At 39.3% G+C, this 15319-nt stretch carries 16 protein-coding genes; 9 read left to right on the top strand and 7 right to left on the bottom strand.

Annotation, left to right across the window (positions count from 1 at the left end):
• Positions 1-124: 124 nt before the first annotated feature.
• From ACYVHJ_RS09655 to ACYVHJ_RS09645, 3 genes are all read left to right on the top strand, one after another.
• The gene (locus tag ACYVHJ_RS09655; protein ID WP_460514295.1) at positions 125-2596 is read left to right on the top strand and encodes a type III PLP-dependent enzyme domain-containing protein; all 2472 of its coding nucleotides are present in this window, start codon (positions 125-127) and stop codon (positions 2594-2596) included.
• 93 nt (positions 2597-2689) lie between these two features.
• Entirely contained in the window at positions 2690-3370 is a 681-nt protein-coding gene (locus ACYVHJ_RS09650) for a hypothetical protein (protein WP_460514294.1), read from the top strand.
• Between the two features lie 7 nt (positions 3371-3377).
• On the top strand, positions 3378-5087 hold the full coding sequence (locus ACYVHJ_RS09645; RefSeq protein WP_460514293.1) for a capsule assembly Wzi family protein: 1710 nt from the start codon (positions 3378-3380) through the stop codon (positions 5085-5087).
• 10 nt (positions 5088-5097) lie between these two features.
• Here ACYVHJ_RS09645 and ACYVHJ_RS09640 read toward each other — a convergent pair whose 3' ends face one another.
• Positions 5098-5925 carry a zinc-binding metallopeptidase family protein gene (locus tag ACYVHJ_RS09640; protein ID WP_460514292.1) on the bottom strand — a complete coding sequence of 276 codons (828 nt, stop codon included), beginning with the start codon at positions 5923-5925 and terminating at the stop codon, positions 5098-5100.
• A gap of 143 nt (positions 5926-6068) precedes the next feature.
• On the opposite strand from ACYVHJ_RS09640, the gene ACYVHJ_RS09635 reads away from it, so the two are divergent.
• Positions 6069-7064: an NTPase gene (locus ACYVHJ_RS09635; protein ID WP_339904996.1), complete on the top strand. Its 996-nt coding sequence runs from the start codon at positions 6069-6071 to the stop codon at positions 7062-7064.
• Between the two features lie 172 nt (positions 7065-7236).
• Here the strand turns inward: ACYVHJ_RS09635 and ACYVHJ_RS09630 are convergent, their stop codons facing one another.
• From ACYVHJ_RS09630 to ACYVHJ_RS09615, 4 genes are all read right to left on the bottom strand, one after another.
• Positions 7237-7497, bottom strand: coding sequence for a DUF6952 family protein (locus ACYVHJ_RS09630; protein WP_014019754.1), 261 nt, complete (start codon positions 7495-7497; stop codon positions 7237-7239).
• Positions 7478-7792, bottom strand: a complete 315-nt coding sequence (locus ACYVHJ_RS09625) for a thioredoxin family protein (protein ID WP_339904994.1) — start codon at positions 7790-7792, stop codon at positions 7478-7480. Before ACYVHJ_RS09625 ends, ACYVHJ_RS09630 begins: the two co-directional genes overlap by 20 nt.
• Positions 7793-7878: 86 nt before the next feature.
• A complete protein-coding gene (gene yjjX, locus ACYVHJ_RS09620; protein ID WP_460514291.1) occupies positions 7879-8448 on the bottom strand; it encodes an inosine/xanthosine triphosphatase in 570 nt (189 codons plus the stop codon).
• A 30-nt stretch (positions 8449-8478) separates the two neighbouring features.
• On the bottom strand, positions 8479-9186 hold the full coding sequence (locus tag ACYVHJ_RS09615; protein WP_339903338.1) for a YebC/PmpR family DNA-binding transcriptional regulator: 708 nt from the start codon (positions 9184-9186) through the stop codon (positions 8479-8481).
• A 175-nt stretch (positions 9187-9361) separates the two neighbouring features.
• Here ACYVHJ_RS09615 and ACYVHJ_RS09610 point away from each other — a divergent pair, with 175 nt between their 5' ends.
• The 4 genes from ACYVHJ_RS09610 (at position 9362) to ACYVHJ_RS09595 (ending at position 12554) form a co-directional block, all read left to right on the top strand.
• Entirely contained in the window at positions 9362-10684 is a 1323-nt protein-coding gene (locus ACYVHJ_RS09610) for an NAD(P)/FAD-dependent oxidoreductase (protein WP_460514290.1), read from the top strand.
• Positions 10685-10780: 96 nt separating this feature from the next.
• A complete protein-coding gene (locus ACYVHJ_RS09605) occupies positions 10781-11152 on the top strand; it encodes a hypothetical protein (protein ID WP_460514288.1) in 372 nt (123 codons plus the stop codon).
• Between the two features lie 301 nt (positions 11153-11453).
• Complete coding sequence (locus tag ACYVHJ_RS09600; RefSeq protein ID WP_339903341.1) at positions 11454-12065, top strand: TIGR04282 family arsenosugar biosynthesis glycosyltransferase; 612 nt, start codon at positions 11454-11456, stop codon at positions 12063-12065.
• Positions 12066-12077: 12 nt separating this feature from the next.
• Positions 12078-12554, top strand: coding sequence for a GyrI-like domain-containing protein (locus ACYVHJ_RS09595; protein ID WP_460514287.1), 477 nt, complete (start codon positions 12078-12080; stop codon positions 12552-12554).
• A gap of 133 nt (positions 12555-12687) precedes the next feature.
• On the opposite strand, the gene ACYVHJ_RS09590 is transcribed toward ACYVHJ_RS09595, so the two are convergent.
• Complete coding sequence (locus ACYVHJ_RS09590; RefSeq protein WP_460514286.1) at positions 12688-13188, bottom strand: hypothetical protein; 501 nt, start codon at positions 13186-13188, stop codon at positions 12688-12690.
• A gap of 279 nt (positions 13189-13467) precedes the next feature.
• Here ACYVHJ_RS09590 and ACYVHJ_RS09585 point away from each other — a divergent pair, with 279 nt between their 5' ends.
• Complete coding sequence (locus ACYVHJ_RS09585) at positions 13468-13764, top strand: hypothetical protein (protein WP_460514285.1); 297 nt, start codon at positions 13468-13470, stop codon at positions 13762-13764.
• Positions 13765-13820: 56 nt separating this feature from the next.
• Here ACYVHJ_RS09585 and ACYVHJ_RS09580 read toward each other — a convergent pair whose 3' ends face one another.
• Positions 13821-15068, bottom strand: coding sequence for a PepSY-associated TM helix domain-containing protein (locus ACYVHJ_RS09580; protein WP_460514284.1), 1248 nt, complete (start codon positions 15066-15068; stop codon positions 13821-13823).
• Positions 15069-15319: the final 251 nt, after the last annotated feature.

The following is a 15319-nucleotide window of genomic DNA, read 5'->3' as shown; positions in this document are numbered from 1 at the left end:
CCTATAAAGCCTTGTTAATAAAGCCTTGTTAAAGAATTTTATTATTTCCACTAAACAATTTTAGCTAAAAATTTTAGTTCTAAATTTGTTGAAGTTCCAATTGCTTAACCCAGCTGAAACACCAATGCAAACGATCAATTTCTCTCAATTCGCTTCAAATAATGGCAGTCAATTTATTCATGGCAGTCCTGATGACAGCATTCTTTTTGGGGTTATTGACTCCAGAAAAATTCACGCCGGAAAAGAAACCCTTTTTATCGCACTGCAGGGATCGAGACATGCCGGGTGGGAATTTGCAACAGATGCTTTTGCCAAAGGTGTGCGAAACTTCGTATTGCCCAATCACTGTCCTCGTCCTCTCTTAAAAGAGCTAAAGAATGCCAATATTCTGCTTTCTTCTTCCCCTTTAAAGAAATTACAACAATTGGCACAAATCAACAGAAAGGCTTTTACTGGAGTTGTTATTGGAATTACCGGAAGCAATGGGAAGACCATTGTTAAAGAATGGTTGGCTCAGGTATTGTCAGCCAAATATAATTTATGGAAAAGCCCCAAAAGTTACAATAGTCAAATAGGAGTAGCACTTTCAGCGTTGGGAATAAATCCTCAACACCAACTTGCCCTACTTGAAGCGGGGATTTCTGCTCCCAATGAAATGCAGGCTTTGCAGGAGATCATCCAGCCCCAACTTGGTATTTTCACCAATATTGGAAGTGCCCATGATGAGAATTTTAAGGATACAGCATCAAAGATCATTGAAAAGTGCAAGCTTTTTAAAGAAGTCAAATTCTTGGTCTACAATAAGGATCAGGAGTTGGTAAATAAGCATTTAACCTCAACTTTTGACCCTTCTGTACTCATTAGCTGGTCTGACAAGCCCGGTGCTGATTATGTCCTGTCGGTTAAGTCTCATCGGAATGGCACCAAGATTTATATGATGGGCAAAAACCTGCAAACTTTTACATTTTATACTTCATTCAGAGACAAGGCCTCTCTGGAAAACCTAAGGCATGTAATCACCGCTGCCCTTAGTCTGGGGATGGAACCTGCCATGATTCAGCAAGGACTGGAACTGCTACATGCTGTTGACATGAGGCTTACCCTGAAGTCCGGTCTAAACGGCTGCAAACTGATTGATGACAGTTATAACAATGACCTTGCAGGACTGGAATTGGCCTTAGAGTTTATGAGCCAACAAGTCACTACAAGTGGCCGAAAGATGCTTATTCTATCAGAAATTCAACAAGATGGAGATGTGGCTACCACTTTTAAAAAAATAGCCTGGCTGCTAGACCAGTATGAGATAGACCTCTTTATTGGGGTTGGAAAAGGGTTTGAAGAATCCAAGGCCTTGTTTCCTTCTGAAAGCAGGTGCTATGACGATACCGAGGCACTCTTAAATGGCCTGGAAAGCTTGTCCCTGGCCAATGACCTGGTCCTCATCAAAGGGGCTAGGGTTTATCAATTTGAGCGCATCGTCCAAAAACTAGAAGCCCTCGCCCATGAAACCATTTTAGAAATCAACTTGAATGCCCTCCGCCACAATTTTATGCATTACCGCAAAAAAATTAAAGCCGGAACCAAGATCATGGTGATGGTAAAGGCTTTTGCTTATGGAGGTGGAGCTGCTGAAATCGCCAACTTTTTACAAGAAATTGGGGCTGATTACCTGTCTGTAGCCTATACTGATGAAGGAATTTTCCTTAGAAACAATGGCATCAGCCTGCCAATAATGGTAATGAACCCTGGAAGTTTTCATTTGGATTTGCTTCAGACGCATGCTTTGGAGCCTGTTGTATATAACCTACAGCAACTTCGGTCCTTGTCTACCAGCATTGATAATTATTCCGGAGAAATACCTGTTCATTTGGAATTTGATACCGGTATGCGAAGACTGGGAATGACAGATGAAGACCTTGGTGAAGCCATTGCTATTCTTCAACAAGCTAAAAACATCAAAGTCGCCGGGATTTTCACCCATTTGGCCGGAGCCGATGAAGCAATCCATAAAGATTACACCCTATCGCAGCTTGCTTCTTTTGAAAAATGGAGTAAAAAATTAATGGATAGTACCGGTTGCCGACCTTTGAGACATTGCCTTAATTCAGCAGGTATCATTCGTTATCCGGAATATGCCCATGATATGGTAAGATTAGGCATTGGCTTATATGGCATAGAAGTCAATCAAATGGAACAAAATAAATTAGAACCGGCCATGGTCCTGAAAACAGTGGTTTCTCAAGTAAAAACACTTGCCAAAGGTGCAACGATTGGCTACGGAAGAGTCGGGCAAATGAAAACAGAAGGCGAAGTGGCAACATTGGCTATCGGTTATGCAGATGGCTATAATAGAAGATTTAGCAATGGAAATGCCAAGGTTTTAATTAAAGGTAAATTGGTGCCTATCATTGGCAATGTTTGCATGGACATGTGTATGGCAGATGTTACTGGTTTAAATGTCTGTGTGGGAGATGAAGCCATACTCTTTGGTAAACAACCTTCTATCATTGACCTTGCTGATAAAATTGGGACCATACCCTATGAATTGCTCACAGGGATTGGCCCCAGAGTAAAGCGCCAGTATGTACTCGACTAAGACCTTATCCAAATTCAGCATAATTTGGCCTGAAATTGGATAATATTTTGTTTCTTTGTCTCTTATTTTGGAGCTTTTTGTACCCATTACTTAATGAAGGATAACTCATTGACATTTAACTTTTCGTTTTTTCGAAAACAAGGCTTAGGATTCATTGTTTTTTTTGCGGCATGCTGTTTTTCTTGTGAAGACATCCTCCGGGAAGAGATGATGGTATACAACAACGATTTCTCAAAAGCTGACCTTGCGAATTTTGAAAATGGAAAATTATTCATCTATGAAGAAGACACTGTCCTAGGATATTATCATGATGAAGAGGTTCGCTTAAGCTTGGATAATTTACCGGCTCACAATACCATTAAAATAACTTTAGAGATTCTCCTTCACGACAGTTGGGATGGCAATCCGGACAATGTCGGAGGCCCGGATTTTTGGTATTTAAAACTGGATGATCAATCCATCGTTCGTACCACTTTTTCTAACTCCCCTTGTGAATCCAGCTATTGCCTATACCAGTCCTATCCGGACAATTACCCAAGATTCAATGATCCAAAAACAGGAGCCCTTCGCACCGATCTGCCAGGAAGATGCCAGTATATTGATGTAGAGGGCTGGACAAGTCTTTATCGGATTACCAAATTAATTAAGCATAAAGACGGGCAATTGTCAATTGCAATAGGAGACGAACTGAAGCAGGAAAACACCCCTGAGCCTGTATGTGACGAAAGTTGGTCTGTAGCCACTATTCAAGTGAGTACCTTGACCATAAATTGAAGCCGAAATGAGTAAAAGATTTTCTTTATTTGTACCTATTTTTCTTTGGGCAGCTTTAATTTGTTTGACACCTATTTCAAAGGTTTTGGCCCAAAGTATTGGGCTGCATTACCCGGTTTATGACGATTATATGCGCAGGCAACAACTCCTTGGCAACCTGTCTGAGGAGAGTAGCTTTATGATTCGGCCCATATTGCCAAAACAAGTTTTCAATACAACAGGAGCATTTAATTTTGAGCAGAACAGTAGGGTTGAGGAGAAAAACCTGACCGGCTTAGCAAGTTTTGATGAAGTAAAGTTCATGACCCTCCCCGTCATGATCAAATCCAGGTACAATAGTAATCTTCCATTTGGAATCAACGATGGGGAAATGATTCCAAACAAGGGCCTACAACTGAATGCCAGCTTAGGCATTTATTTTGAATACGGTCCCTTGACCTTACAATTGCAGCCGGAGATTTTGCATGCAGCTAATTCAGATTTTACAACCTTTCCTTTGGAACACTGGGGTAGCACCTGGCTCCAGTATTTTGAATGGGTCAATACCTCAGATATACCGGAGAGATTTGATGGAGGGCCAATCACCCGCCTTTCATTAGGCCAGTCCAGCTTGCGTTTTAATTTCAAAGAATACTCTATTGGCATCTCTAACGAAAACCTATGGTGGGGGCCGGGCAGGAGGGCCTCACTATTGATGAGTAACAATGCCCCGGGATTTTTGCACTTCACATTCAATACCCGAAAACCGGTAAAGACCGTATTAGGTAGTTTTGAAGGGCAGCTTATTGCCGGGCAGTTAAGATCTTCCGGAGTGGATCCGGTCAACTCCTATTATACTTACACCAATACGCCGCTGTATGTCCCCAAAAGAGCAGATGATGACTGGCGTTATTTATCCGGCTTGACCATAAGCTACCAACCCAAGTGGCTTCCCGGTTTGTTTTTAGGTTTTAGTAGTGTTTCTCAAATGTACCACACTGACATGGATCAATTCGCTGATTACCTTCCGGTTTTCAATGGTGAAAAAGGTCCTGAAAGCATTACCAAACCCAATGTAGACCAAAGAAATCAACTCAGCTCCGGTCAATTCCGCTGGATAAACCCCAATGGCCATTTTGAGTTTTACGGGGAATATGGAAGCAATGGCAACAGTAGAACCCTGCATGACTTTTTGATAAATCCCGACAAAAACAGGGCTTTTACCTTTGGATTTACCAATTTAACCAGCCTAAAGAAGAAGGACGAATTCTTTCAGTTAGGAATGGAAATGACCCAAACAGGGCAGTCTGTGAGAGAAGAAATTCTAAGCCGAAACAGTTGGTACACCCATCCTTATGTAAGGCATGGCTATACACACAAGGGCCAAGTATTGGGATTTGGGTACGGCCCGGGGAGTAGTGTCCTTTCCTTTGACATGGCATGGGTAAAAAACTTTAACCGAATCGGTATTGAGTTTGAATACATCAATTATAACAACGATTTCTATTACAAACGTTTTGAAGTAATCAAAGACCTTCGCAGAAAATATGTGGACCTGGCGCCTGCTATCGTAGGAGAATGGAGATTTGACAAATTACTTGTTTCAGCCAATTTTAAATATGTCCGCTCATTGAATTATAAGTGGTACTTGGAAAATGATCCGGACGATTACTTTATTCCAGGTTTGGATAAGGATAATTTTGTTGGAAATTTAAGTTTCTCGTATATAATCGATTGATTCAAACTGCTTATTCCATGGCAGCATCAATTTCTAAAATACTGTTCAAGATAAGCTCACAGGCTTGTATATAAAATGTTTGATCAATGTTTTCGAAGGTATCAGTAGGTTGGTGATAATCTTTATGATCGGCCACTCCAAAATAAATAAAAGGTATCTCTTCCTTATGAAAAGGGCCATGGTCTGAAGCATTGGTCCAGTCAAGCTCTCCTTTGGCTCCATCATTTCCGAATACCAGTTGAATGGCTGATCGCTCTCCGCAGCTTTCAAGATAAGGCTTAAACTGAGGATAAAATCGTGTACCCACTGCATACAGAATATTGTCTTCACTTCGGCTGATCATGTCCATATTCACCACCAATTGGATCTGATTCAAAGGAAATGGGAAGTCTTTTAGTAAAGCTTTAGCACCCAACAGCCCTTCCTCTTCTGCATCTGTTGCAGCAAAAAGAATGGAATGAAGGGGACGGTTTTTCTTAAAATAGGCCGCCATATTCAACAAAGCAGCTGTACCTGATGCATTGTCATCTGCACCATTGTAAATGTCCTTTCCTTTTGTGCCCAAATGGTCATAGTGAGCCATGATTAAAAGTATCTTGGAAGAAGCAGACCCGGGTACAAAGCCAATGATATTTTCCCCAGTGCCTAATTGCTCCAATCTTTTATTCAAGGAAAACGATTGAGTATATTCCGGAAATTGGCTGCTTAGGTCCAAGTCTTTGAACCTTTCTTTAATATAGTTTGCTGCCTTTTTATTGCCTTCACTAGTAGCTGATCTTCCTTTCAGTTGGTCAGAGGAAAGGAATTGGATATCTTCCAACAAGACCCGGGTATCCATTTTTTGAGCCCGGGAATGGAAGGGTAAGCAACAAAAAAGTAATAAAATAAAGGAGGTAATCGTTTTCATAACGAAAGATTTTACAATGGCTTGTGTATATTCGTGAAAATACTAAACTTTCAGATGTGGAATTGGTTTTGTTTATGAAAAATATTTCTTTGACGGTGCTGGTAAGTTTTTTTTCATTGGTAAGTCTGGCCCAACCAACGCCTGTTGAGCAATTTTTAGATGGAAAATCGGTAGTACTTGTTTCTGCGGCCCCTGCCGAAACAGCTCCTATCACCTGGAAGGAATTGGTGGAAGAAGTTCATCCTGCATTTGTAGAGGCGGGCGGAGATCCTGTTGCCTATTTTGATCTAGAAGAAGTCATCCTCTCTGAGGGCATTAAAAACACCTATGCCAGCCATTTTATTACCCGGCAGATCAGAAATATTATATTGCTGATTAGAAAAACGGATGGTCGATTATTTTGTCATATTTACCCCTTTTCAGGCAATAGAAATATTATTTCTCCCGGAAACAATTGGTCAACCAAAGCTACTCATTTGGAAGATCTAAAAGAACAAATCCAATCCATAGGCCTCAACAAAAAAAGTCAAAACTTTCTGGTAATTGAAGTTCCTGAATATCCTTCCATTCCCGGATTAGAAAATAATTCAGTGGGGAACAATTATATACAAGCACCACCTTTAAACTTAGATGTCTTTAAACTGGGTATCCTACTTACAGGGGCTGCGGGAAATGAAGATTTTCTCAATACTTTCCGTCAAGATATTTACGGAAAAGATCCCAATCAAGTGGAAGCAGAACAGCTGGCAGAAAAAGAAGGCCTTGAACAGATATTTAATGCTGAATATCCCTTTGAAACCGAATTCCTGACTACCGCTAAGTCCAATCAAGAACTCATCAATGAAAAAGTACAGTTTATCCTTATGAAACAGGAAGGTCGGGAGGCGGACCTTATGAGAAGCATGGGAGTACCTTTGGAACAAGGTAAAAATCCTGACAAGATAGTGGTCAAGTATTACATCCGTTTCTTGGTAAGAAATGAATTGTATATTGGTGAAAAATGGGATGCTTCTCCCGACTGGAAAGTGGCCTTAAGAAACTTCTTGGAACAAATAACATCGGAAAATTAAATCCAATTAAGCTTGGTTTTACTTAATTTAAGTCGTTTTTATAAACTTGGCTAGCCTGCTTAGGATGCGGACCAAAAAAAGAGGTAGATCCTAAGGACCTACCTCCACACTTCGATATAGCAGATTTTTTATTTAGGGTGATAAACAACTTTTCTACTTCCCAAAGTGGAAATTATTTATCGATGGAACCCATTACTCTTTTGAGAAAAGCATTCATGGCTTCCTTCTTATCCATTCCTTCTTCCTTGATCATTTTCTGAACTTCCAGCGTGCCATATAAATTAGAAAGTAACTCGCCCATCACATCCAACTCTTCGTCTTTCAGCGTGCTAATTTCAGTCATTGACTCCAGGAGTTCTATGGTTTCAACTACCCAATCTTCATCGTTTTCTTCGATGAAACCCAGTACATGTTTAATTATTGGCAACCTCATCGATCAATGTTTTTAAAGCTTCTTCTTTATTTGTTTGAATTTGATTTTTTAGGGCCCCACCTTCAAAAACTGCGAAAGTTGGTAAATTATTTACTTCCGCAAGTTTTCTGGATTCTGGTAATTTCTCTGCATCCACGTACAAAAATGTGAGTCCCTCGTAGGATTTACTTAGCCTTTTCATTTTCGGCTTCATAATCCTGCAGTTTCCACACCAAGTAGCTCCGTATTGAACCACTACTTTATCATTGTCTTTAATTACTTGTCCTAAATTATCTGATTCTAATTCTTGTAGCATAATTCTTTTGGTTTAATTGAAGATCAAAGGTAATTACTATTGGTGTCAAAATCCAATTGAAAATATCTATGAGTCATTTCAACTTTTTAATACAGCTCTTTTTGAATAAAGGGAATAAGGGCCAGCGACAAGGCTTGTTGGTAATAGTTGGATCTGCTGATGGCACCTTTGGTTAAAATACCTACAGCTCCACCTGATTCTTTGGAATTCCTTTTATCGAATAGCTTGTCATCAGCTTCGCCTAGTTCCATTCCATCACTGACCATTTTATTTAAGGCTTCGGGCAGAAAAAATGTTGCGGTTTTAGCTTTTCCTATCTTGCCTTCACCATCCATGATAACCATCCAGGCAAATGAAACCATTTGTTCGCCTACATGGTCTACACCGCCTTCTATGCCCACCCAGAAATCTGCTTCTGGGAAAGCGTTTTTGGAGGCGTAGGCTCTATTGTAAGCCCCTGTATAGGTTTCTACATCACCCTTGGGCTGGTCACTCACTTTAGAATCCACATTCAATCCCTGAACAATGAAACTATCATCAAATATACTTGAAAATGCATTTTCGGTGCATTTAACTTTTACAGGGTTTTTACTTCCGACGATTACTAACTGCTGTCTTTTCTGCTCCTGTAAATTTCTTCTTTTAGGGAATGCCATTATGTGAATTAAAATTGCTAAATATTTGCTTTAGGCCATATTATGGTAAACATGATTGACGTCATCGTCCTCTTCCATCCGCTCAATCATTTTGTTGATGTCTTCCTCTTGCTCAGAGGTTAATTCTGTGGTAGACATAGGAAAACGCTGCATTTCAGCACTTATTACTTCTATGCCTTTGTCTTCAAGTGCTTTTTGCATGTTTCCAAAGTCTTCGAAGGCAGTGTAAACAAAAATTTCCCCCTCATTCTCGTCTATATCTTCCAAACCATAGTCAATTAATTCCAATTCAAGTTCTTCCAAATCATAGTCGGCTTTGGCAAATCGGAATACCGCTTTTCTATCAAAGGTGAAGCTAACCGAACCACTGGTGCCCAATGAACCACCCGCTTTGGTAAAATAGTGTCTTACATTGGCAACGGTTCTATTGATATTGTCTGTAGAAGTCTCTACGATGACGGCAATGCCATGTGGGCCATACCCTTCATACACTACTTCTTCATAATCGCTTTCATCTTTATTGCTTGCCCTTGATATGGCAGCTTCTATCCTGTCTTTGGGCATGGAGGCACCCTTGGCATTCTGAATGATGGTCCGCAGCTTGGAATTATTAGCCGGGTCGGGTCCACCTGCCTTGACAGCCATGACAATTTCTTTGCCCAAGCGTGTAAACACCTTGGACATTTGACTCCATCTTTTGAATTTTCTTTCTTTTCTAAATTCAAATGCTCTTCCCATAATTTTTTATTTTTCCAATTTTGTAAAAATAATTAAAATTTTTGATAGCACTAATATGATTACAAAACTTACCACGACTAAACTAATCACAAGGTTTTGTGGATTTAATGAACTATGACACCCGATATACGTTTTATTTTTAGGTAATACAACCCTCATCTAAAAATTTTTAGTTATGGATCAACCCCTTCCAAACCTCCCTAAATTATCCCTTCCTCGAATAGTTATTATAGGTGCAGGATTCGCAGGTCTCAAGCTTGCCAGAAAACTAAAAAACAAAAACTATCAGGTGATCCTATTGGACAAAAACAATTATCACCAGTTTCAACCTCTCTTTTACCAGGTAGCCACGGCAGGATTGGAACCCAGTGCCATTTCATTCCCTTTGCGAAAGGTTTTTCACAATACTCCTAATGTGACCTTCCGAATGGCTGAAGCACAAAGAATCGATCAAGAAAAGAATCGGGTATATACTGACATCGGCTATTTGGACTATGATTACCTCATCTTAGCCATGGGAGCAGATACCAATTACTTTGGGATGAAAAACATTATGGAAAACAGTGTTCCCATGAAATCTGTCTCCGAAGCCTTATTTATAAGAAATAAAATAATCTCTAACTATGAAAGGGCCATCAATATTGCTGATCTAGACAAACGAAAAGCATTAATGAATGTAGTGATAGTAGGAGGAGGACCTACTGGGGTGGAATTGGCCGGAGCAATGGCCGAACTTAGGAATAAGGTTTTTCCAATGGACTATCCCCAGCTTAACTTTGACAATATGAAGGTGGTTTTGATAGAAATGGGGCCATCATTGCTGGCCGGAATGTCCGCTTCTTCAGGCCAAAAGGCCAAAGAATACCTGGAAAGCCTAAAAGTAGATGTTATGCTTAATACTGCTGTTGAGAATTACGATGGGCTAAACGTCATTATCAATGGTGAAGAAAAACTTAAAACGAATACATTGCTTTGGGCCGCAGGGATTGCGCCCAACGGCATAGAAGGAATCGTAGACACACAAAAGTTCAAGAATGGGCGACTGCTGGTGGATGAATTCAACCTTGTTCACAACAGCAAAAACATTTATGCACTCGGAGATCTTTGTTTGCAACAATTGCCGGATTACCCTAAAGGCCATCCGCAAGTTGCACAAGTTGCCATTCAACAAGCAGATAACTTAGCGAATAATTTTCTGGGGCAATTAAAAGGAAAAGCACCAAAAGCTTTCCGTTACAAAGATCTGGGGAGCATGGCCACGGTTGGTAGGAAATTAGCTGTGGTTGACCTTCCATTTATTAAATTTCAAGGTATCCTTGCTTGGCTTACCTGGCTATTCGTCCATTTGATGGCAATTCTAGGTGTCAAAAACAGGATTTTTATTTTCCTTGATTGGTCTTGGAATTATCTGGCTTTTGATCCATCTCTAAGGTTGCTAATTAGGCCTACCTACGTAAAGCCCAAAGACAGGGAAGAATTAATTGAAGACAAAACCTAAAAATAAGGCTTTTTAACATTCCTTAACATCGGGTCATTAAACTTGTGTACTTGCAGCTGGTCTAACAGCTATACAAACACACAAAAAGTAAGAATTATGAAAAAGTTAGTAATTATTTGTGCATTGGTAGGAGCTACTTTTGCACAGGCCCAGGCCCAAAGGCAAGGAAATAGAGAAAGAGATCCCGAAAAAATGGCTGAAAGAATGAGTCAAAGAATGGGAGAAAAGCTTGACTTGACATCTGAACAGGAATCCCAATTGAAAAACCTCTTCATCGAAGATGCGAATAAGCGGAAAGAAATCGAAGAAGCCAGAAAAGCCGAAATGAAAGCCGCTAAAGAAAATCACCGGGAACAACTAGAGGCCATTCTTAGCCCCGAGCAGTTAGAAAAATGGGAAGCAGAAAGAAAAGAAATGGGTGATAAAATGCGAGAAAGAAGAAAAAGGCGTCGTGGCCCTAATGAATAATTGGCCGCTAAGGTGTCAAAAAAGGTATTGATGCTGTTTCAACCCTTGTTGTCAAAGCCTGAGAATGAGGATTGATAACACAGCAAAACCTAAGCTTTAGGTGCCTAATCATTAATCCTAAAGGTTCATTAGAAATGGACAAAGCATCAGACTTTATAATTATTATTCTGTACAGATTAGGTATCCCATTGCCTATTTGAGCCAAGGTTTCTATACGACCTAAACAATGTTGTTTTGGCCGTATAGAAACCATTGGCTTTTTTTATGCGTATAGCCAACTTAGTGTAATTTTACCCAGTCCATGAAAAAAGCCATCATTGTTTTCCAAAAATTTCCATCTCCAGGAAAAGTAAAAACCCGGCTAGCCGCGACTATCGGCAATGAGAAAGCCGTTTATATTTATTCCTATCTTTTAAACTATACCCATAAGATACTCTCCTCAATCAAGGCTGATGTTTTGATTTTTCATGAAGGCCAAATTGATAAACAACAATACGCAGAAGACAATTACTCTTTTTACCCGCAATGCGGTAAAGACCTAGGACAAAAAATGAGCAACGCTTTTGACCAAACCTTTGAGCAAGGGTATGATCAAATTATCATCATTGGCACAGATTGTCTCGAACTTCGTTCTAGACATATTGAAGAGGCCTTTGCTTGCCTAAAAAATAATGATCTGATATTAGGCCCTGCCGAAGATGGGGGCTATTACCTGATCGGGCTGAATAAAAATGATGGACAATTGTTTGAAAACATAGTTTGGAGCAGTGATTCCGTATTTGCAAATACCATGGCCATTGCCACCGAAAAGCAGCTAAAAGTACATCTCTTGGAATGCCTCAATGATATCGATGAATATTCAGACTTAAATGATCAATTAATAGCACTCATTTCAGAAATTGATTCCAAATAATTAAAACCAAATATGCAAGCCCAAGCCCACATAGAAACCTTGAAAGCCAAACAACTGGTAGGCCTTAGTTGCTCAACGAGTCTCGTAAAAAATCAAACAGTGGCCTTATGGAAACATTTTATGAAAAATAGACCAACTCATTCGAGCGAATTTATCGCCATGCAGGTCTATGGACCGGACTATTTCACCTCTTTTGATCCCACAAAAGTATTTCAACAGTGGGCTTGTGTGGAAGTTGATAATTTAGAAATTATTCCGGAGAATATGGTACCCTTTCTGATTCCTGCAGGCTTGTATGCCAAGTTTAATTATAAAGGCCCAAGTACAGACCATAGCATCTATGATTATATTTACAGGCAGTGGGTCCCACAATCAAAGTATCAATTAGACGATCGCCCTCATTTTCAGGTGATGGGAGAGAAATACAGCAATACCTCAGCAAGTTCAGAAGAAGAAATATGGATCCCAATTCTAAACAAAAAATCCTAATTAATCCCAATCTTGAACGCGGATTAGGCAATCGAGCCTTCGGTTTTACAGTGAAAATTTAAAAATAAAATAGAATCTGGGGACTTGTAATGATAGGTTCATGCTATTGAAGGCTTCGTCTAACTGATTTAAATTATAAAGGAGAAAATAAGACATACTCTTTTCGATTATAACTGGTAACAGGAATACAGATACTGGATAGTAAAGGACTACAGGTTTTGGTTATTTCTAAAATTTGCCTGTTACTTTTAAATGCTAAACCTAAAGTTGTATTTTCTATCACCTCAATCTCTGAAAGACCTTCGATTTCTTCAAATAGGTTAACACCTAAATTTAAAAGCCTACGTTCTTCTTCCAACACAAGTTCATTTCCTTCCAAAATATAATTTCCCACCAAATACATGGCATAGCCCAAAGTTTGATTGCTCTCCGGATCTTTAAAGTAAATATATCTAAAATACCTTCCGCTTTCATCAAACCCATAAGCATCTACTTGATTAACGCCCTGGTTTTCCATGTAAACTGAGTTTTCCCAGTTCCCAATAAGGCTTTGGACATTGATGTCTTGCTCCTCAACACAACCCACCCAAAATAAGGTTACGATAAGCATTAAAAAAATGGGATACCGTTTCATAATAATTTAATCTTGTTACCTATTTATGACGAACTTATGATCCATTCCGTCCTAAATAAAGCAAAATAAACTTTATTAATACAGTATAATCGTCTTTCCAATATTCTTAAAGAACTAAAAGTTAACTTTACATCTGGATTTCAGAATTAGTTCAAGTCAGCTGAAAGGCGAATATTTTCTACTTTTGGAATTAATTATTCATTAGCCTTAGGCCAAATTCAATAATCCAGAACCAATCTTTATAAAGATATCAAACCCCACCATACTCCCCTAAACCTAATGACTTTTTTATACCTCATATACATACTATTTGCCATTAATGTAGCGGTGGGTTTCAAAATCTACTTCAAGGTAAATGGCTTTTTAAAAAAACATAATCTTGCCATAAAAAAACAAAGCATCAACCTACAATATACTGCCAAGGAACTTGCCCAACTTTTTGAACAAACGGATTCGGAGGAATTAAAACTGCAAATTCATAAAATCATTCGCCAGACCAAATACAATTATTGGTTGGGCAGGATTTTCTTTGTCTTATTTATTGGCATAGTGATTTACCTAATTTTAGCACAATAAAAATTTACTCAAAACTAGTTCAAAATAACCACCTTCTACAAATACCACAATGGAGACTAAGCCAACTGTGCTTTCCTTTTATTCTTCTTTTTCGGTTTTTTCATTTTATTGATCCAAATCAAGGTACCAGTCACCGGTAGGCTTGTCGCAATTAAGCAGGAAATAAAATAGAGTAGCTTAGAAAAAGACCCATAAACATTGCCCAAATGTAGGGCTTTAATGGATCCGGATATGCGTTCATTCAAAGGCTTTTCCTTAAAAATATCTGCTTCCACAACCTCGGCACTTGCCACATCAAGAACCAATTTATCTGAGGCTGCCGGAGCAAAAAAACCAGCTTTTTTCTTGCTGATGCTAATGGTTTTGCCACCATCTTTAGGCAAGCTTAATGAATATTCTCCTTCATAATCCAAAACTTGGTCTGCACTGTATAAATAATCCTCTAGCGGCAATACCTCAATTTTTTCCGGCTTCTTTTGCTCTCCTTTACCTTTTTCTTTTTCCGCTCCAGCCGGACCATGTCCTCTTGCGCTTCTTTCCTTATAGGTTCCCAATGATTTTTGCAAGGCTTCTCTATACCATGGAAAGGAAAAGAAAGGCCCTGTCACACCCATTAAGAATAAAATGATGGCAGAATAAAATGCCAGAGAATTATGCAGATCATGGTTTATTCTCTTCCAATTTCCGCTCAATTTTACTTTTAATCCTTGACGCCAATGCTTCGCCTTGCGGGGCACCCATATCACCAAGCCGGTTAGCACACCTATGGTAAAAAGAATGGTGGAGGCTCCTGTAATATAGCTTCCCAATTTCCTGTTTTCTAAACCTTCAAATATTGGTTCTTCAATTTTGTCTAATAACAACCATCGGTGCAGGCTAAACATGTATCCCATAAAAGTCGCTGCAGCATTTTCTTCTTTGCTATTGCCCAGCATTTCACCGGTGTAGGGGTTAACGAAATAGGTGGTTCCGGACCTGCTTCTGTCTCCTTTTGCCCTGGCTGAAATCTGAAAGCTTCTTTCAGCATCTGAAGAAACCCTTACACCTGTAATGTTTCCATCAATCAGCTCCCTGTTTTTATCAAGTAATTCATTTGAAGAAAGCCTAGCTACACCATCAGTCTTGCTTACTTTATAAAGGTGAGAAGCATTCCATTCTCTAATTTCAGTATTGTAAACATATATTGTACCTGTGAGGCACACTACTAAAAGTACTATTCCACTAATCAACCCTGCCCACAGGTGTATGTCGTTGAAAAATTTCCTAGTTTTCTCCCACAAAGTGTTATTTTTTTGCTTCGCCATTTTCTTGGTTGTATTGATTTTGTAAACAACAGAGTAAATAACCCTTTCAAGCTATTTTCACCCTCAATATTTATAGGTTTCAAAACCCGTCTTTTTTCAAAATCATAACAAGCTTACCCTGCTGTGATTTATCCTCCGGACGGCCTTTAGTAGTAGACTACCGTATGAATTACCAAATTAAGTTTAGACCCATCACTAGAATTCTTTCCCTTAATCTTGTAGGAAAGGATGGAAACACAAATTTAAACATT

The sequence above is a fragment of the Cyclobacterium sediminis genome (assembly GCF_054781075.1).
This window is presented reverse-complemented; position numbering and strand designations above follow the sequence as displayed.

Excerpts from the sequence above, each read along its gene's own strand:
- ACYVHJ_RS09635 (WP_339904996.1), top strand. The coding sequence starts at position 6,069 with ATGAAAAATATTTCTTTGACGGTGCTGGTAAGTTTTTTTTCATTGGTA.
- ACYVHJ_RS09645 (WP_460514293.1), top strand. The coding sequence starts at position 3,378 with ATGAGTAAAAGATTTTCTTTATTTGTACCTATTTTTCTTTGGGCAGCT.
- ACYVHJ_RS09640 (WP_460514292.1), bottom strand. The coding sequence starts at position 5,925 with ATGGATACCCGGGTCTTGTTGGAAGATATCCAATTCCTTTCCTCTGAC.
- ACYVHJ_RS09595 (WP_460514287.1), top strand. The coding sequence starts at position 12,078 with ATGCAAGCCCAAGCCCACATAGAAACCTTGAAAGCCAAACAACTGGTA.
- ACYVHJ_RS09600 (WP_339903341.1), top strand. The coding sequence starts at position 11,454 with ATGAAAAAAGCCATCATTGTTTTCCAAAAATTTCCATCTCCAGGAAAA.
- ACYVHJ_RS09590 (WP_460514286.1), bottom strand. The coding sequence starts at position 13,188 with ATGAAACGGTATCCCATTTTTTTAATGCTTATCGTAACCTTATTTTGG.
- ACYVHJ_RS09655 (WP_460514295.1), top strand. The coding sequence starts at position 125 with ATGCAAACGATCAATTTCTCTCAATTCGCTTCAAATAATGGCAGTCAA.
- ACYVHJ_RS09605 (WP_460514288.1), top strand. The coding sequence starts at position 10,781 with ATGAAAAAGTTAGTAATTATTTGTGCATTGGTAGGAGCTACTTTTGCA.
- ACYVHJ_RS09650 (WP_460514294.1), top strand. The coding sequence starts at position 2,690 with ATGAAGGATAACTCATTGACATTTAACTTTTCGTTTTTTCGAAAACAA.
- ACYVHJ_RS09630 (WP_014019754.1), bottom strand. The coding sequence starts at position 7,497 with ATGAGGTTGCCAATAATTAAACATGTACTGGGTTTCATCGAAGAAAAC.
- ACYVHJ_RS09580 (WP_460514284.1), bottom strand. The coding sequence starts at position 15,068 with ATGGCGAAGCAAAAAAATAACACTTTGTGGGAGAAAACTAGGAAATTT.
- ACYVHJ_RS09615 (WP_339903338.1), bottom strand. The coding sequence starts at position 9,186 with ATGGGAAGAGCATTTGAATTTAGAAAAGAAAGAAAATTCAAAAGATGG.
- ACYVHJ_RS09585 (WP_460514285.1), top strand. The coding sequence starts at position 13,468 with ATGACTTTTTTATACCTCATATACATACTATTTGCCATTAATGTAGCG.
- ACYVHJ_RS09610 (WP_460514290.1), top strand. The coding sequence starts at position 9,362 with ATGGATCAACCCCTTCCAAACCTCCCTAAATTATCCCTTCCTCGAATA.
- ACYVHJ_RS09625 (WP_339904994.1), bottom strand. The coding sequence starts at position 7,792 with ATGCTACAAGAATTAGAATCAGATAATTTAGGACAAGTAATTAAAGAC.
- yjjX (WP_460514291.1), bottom strand. The coding sequence starts at position 8,448 with ATGGCATTCCCTAAAAGAAGAAATTTACAGGAGCAGAAAAGACAGCAG.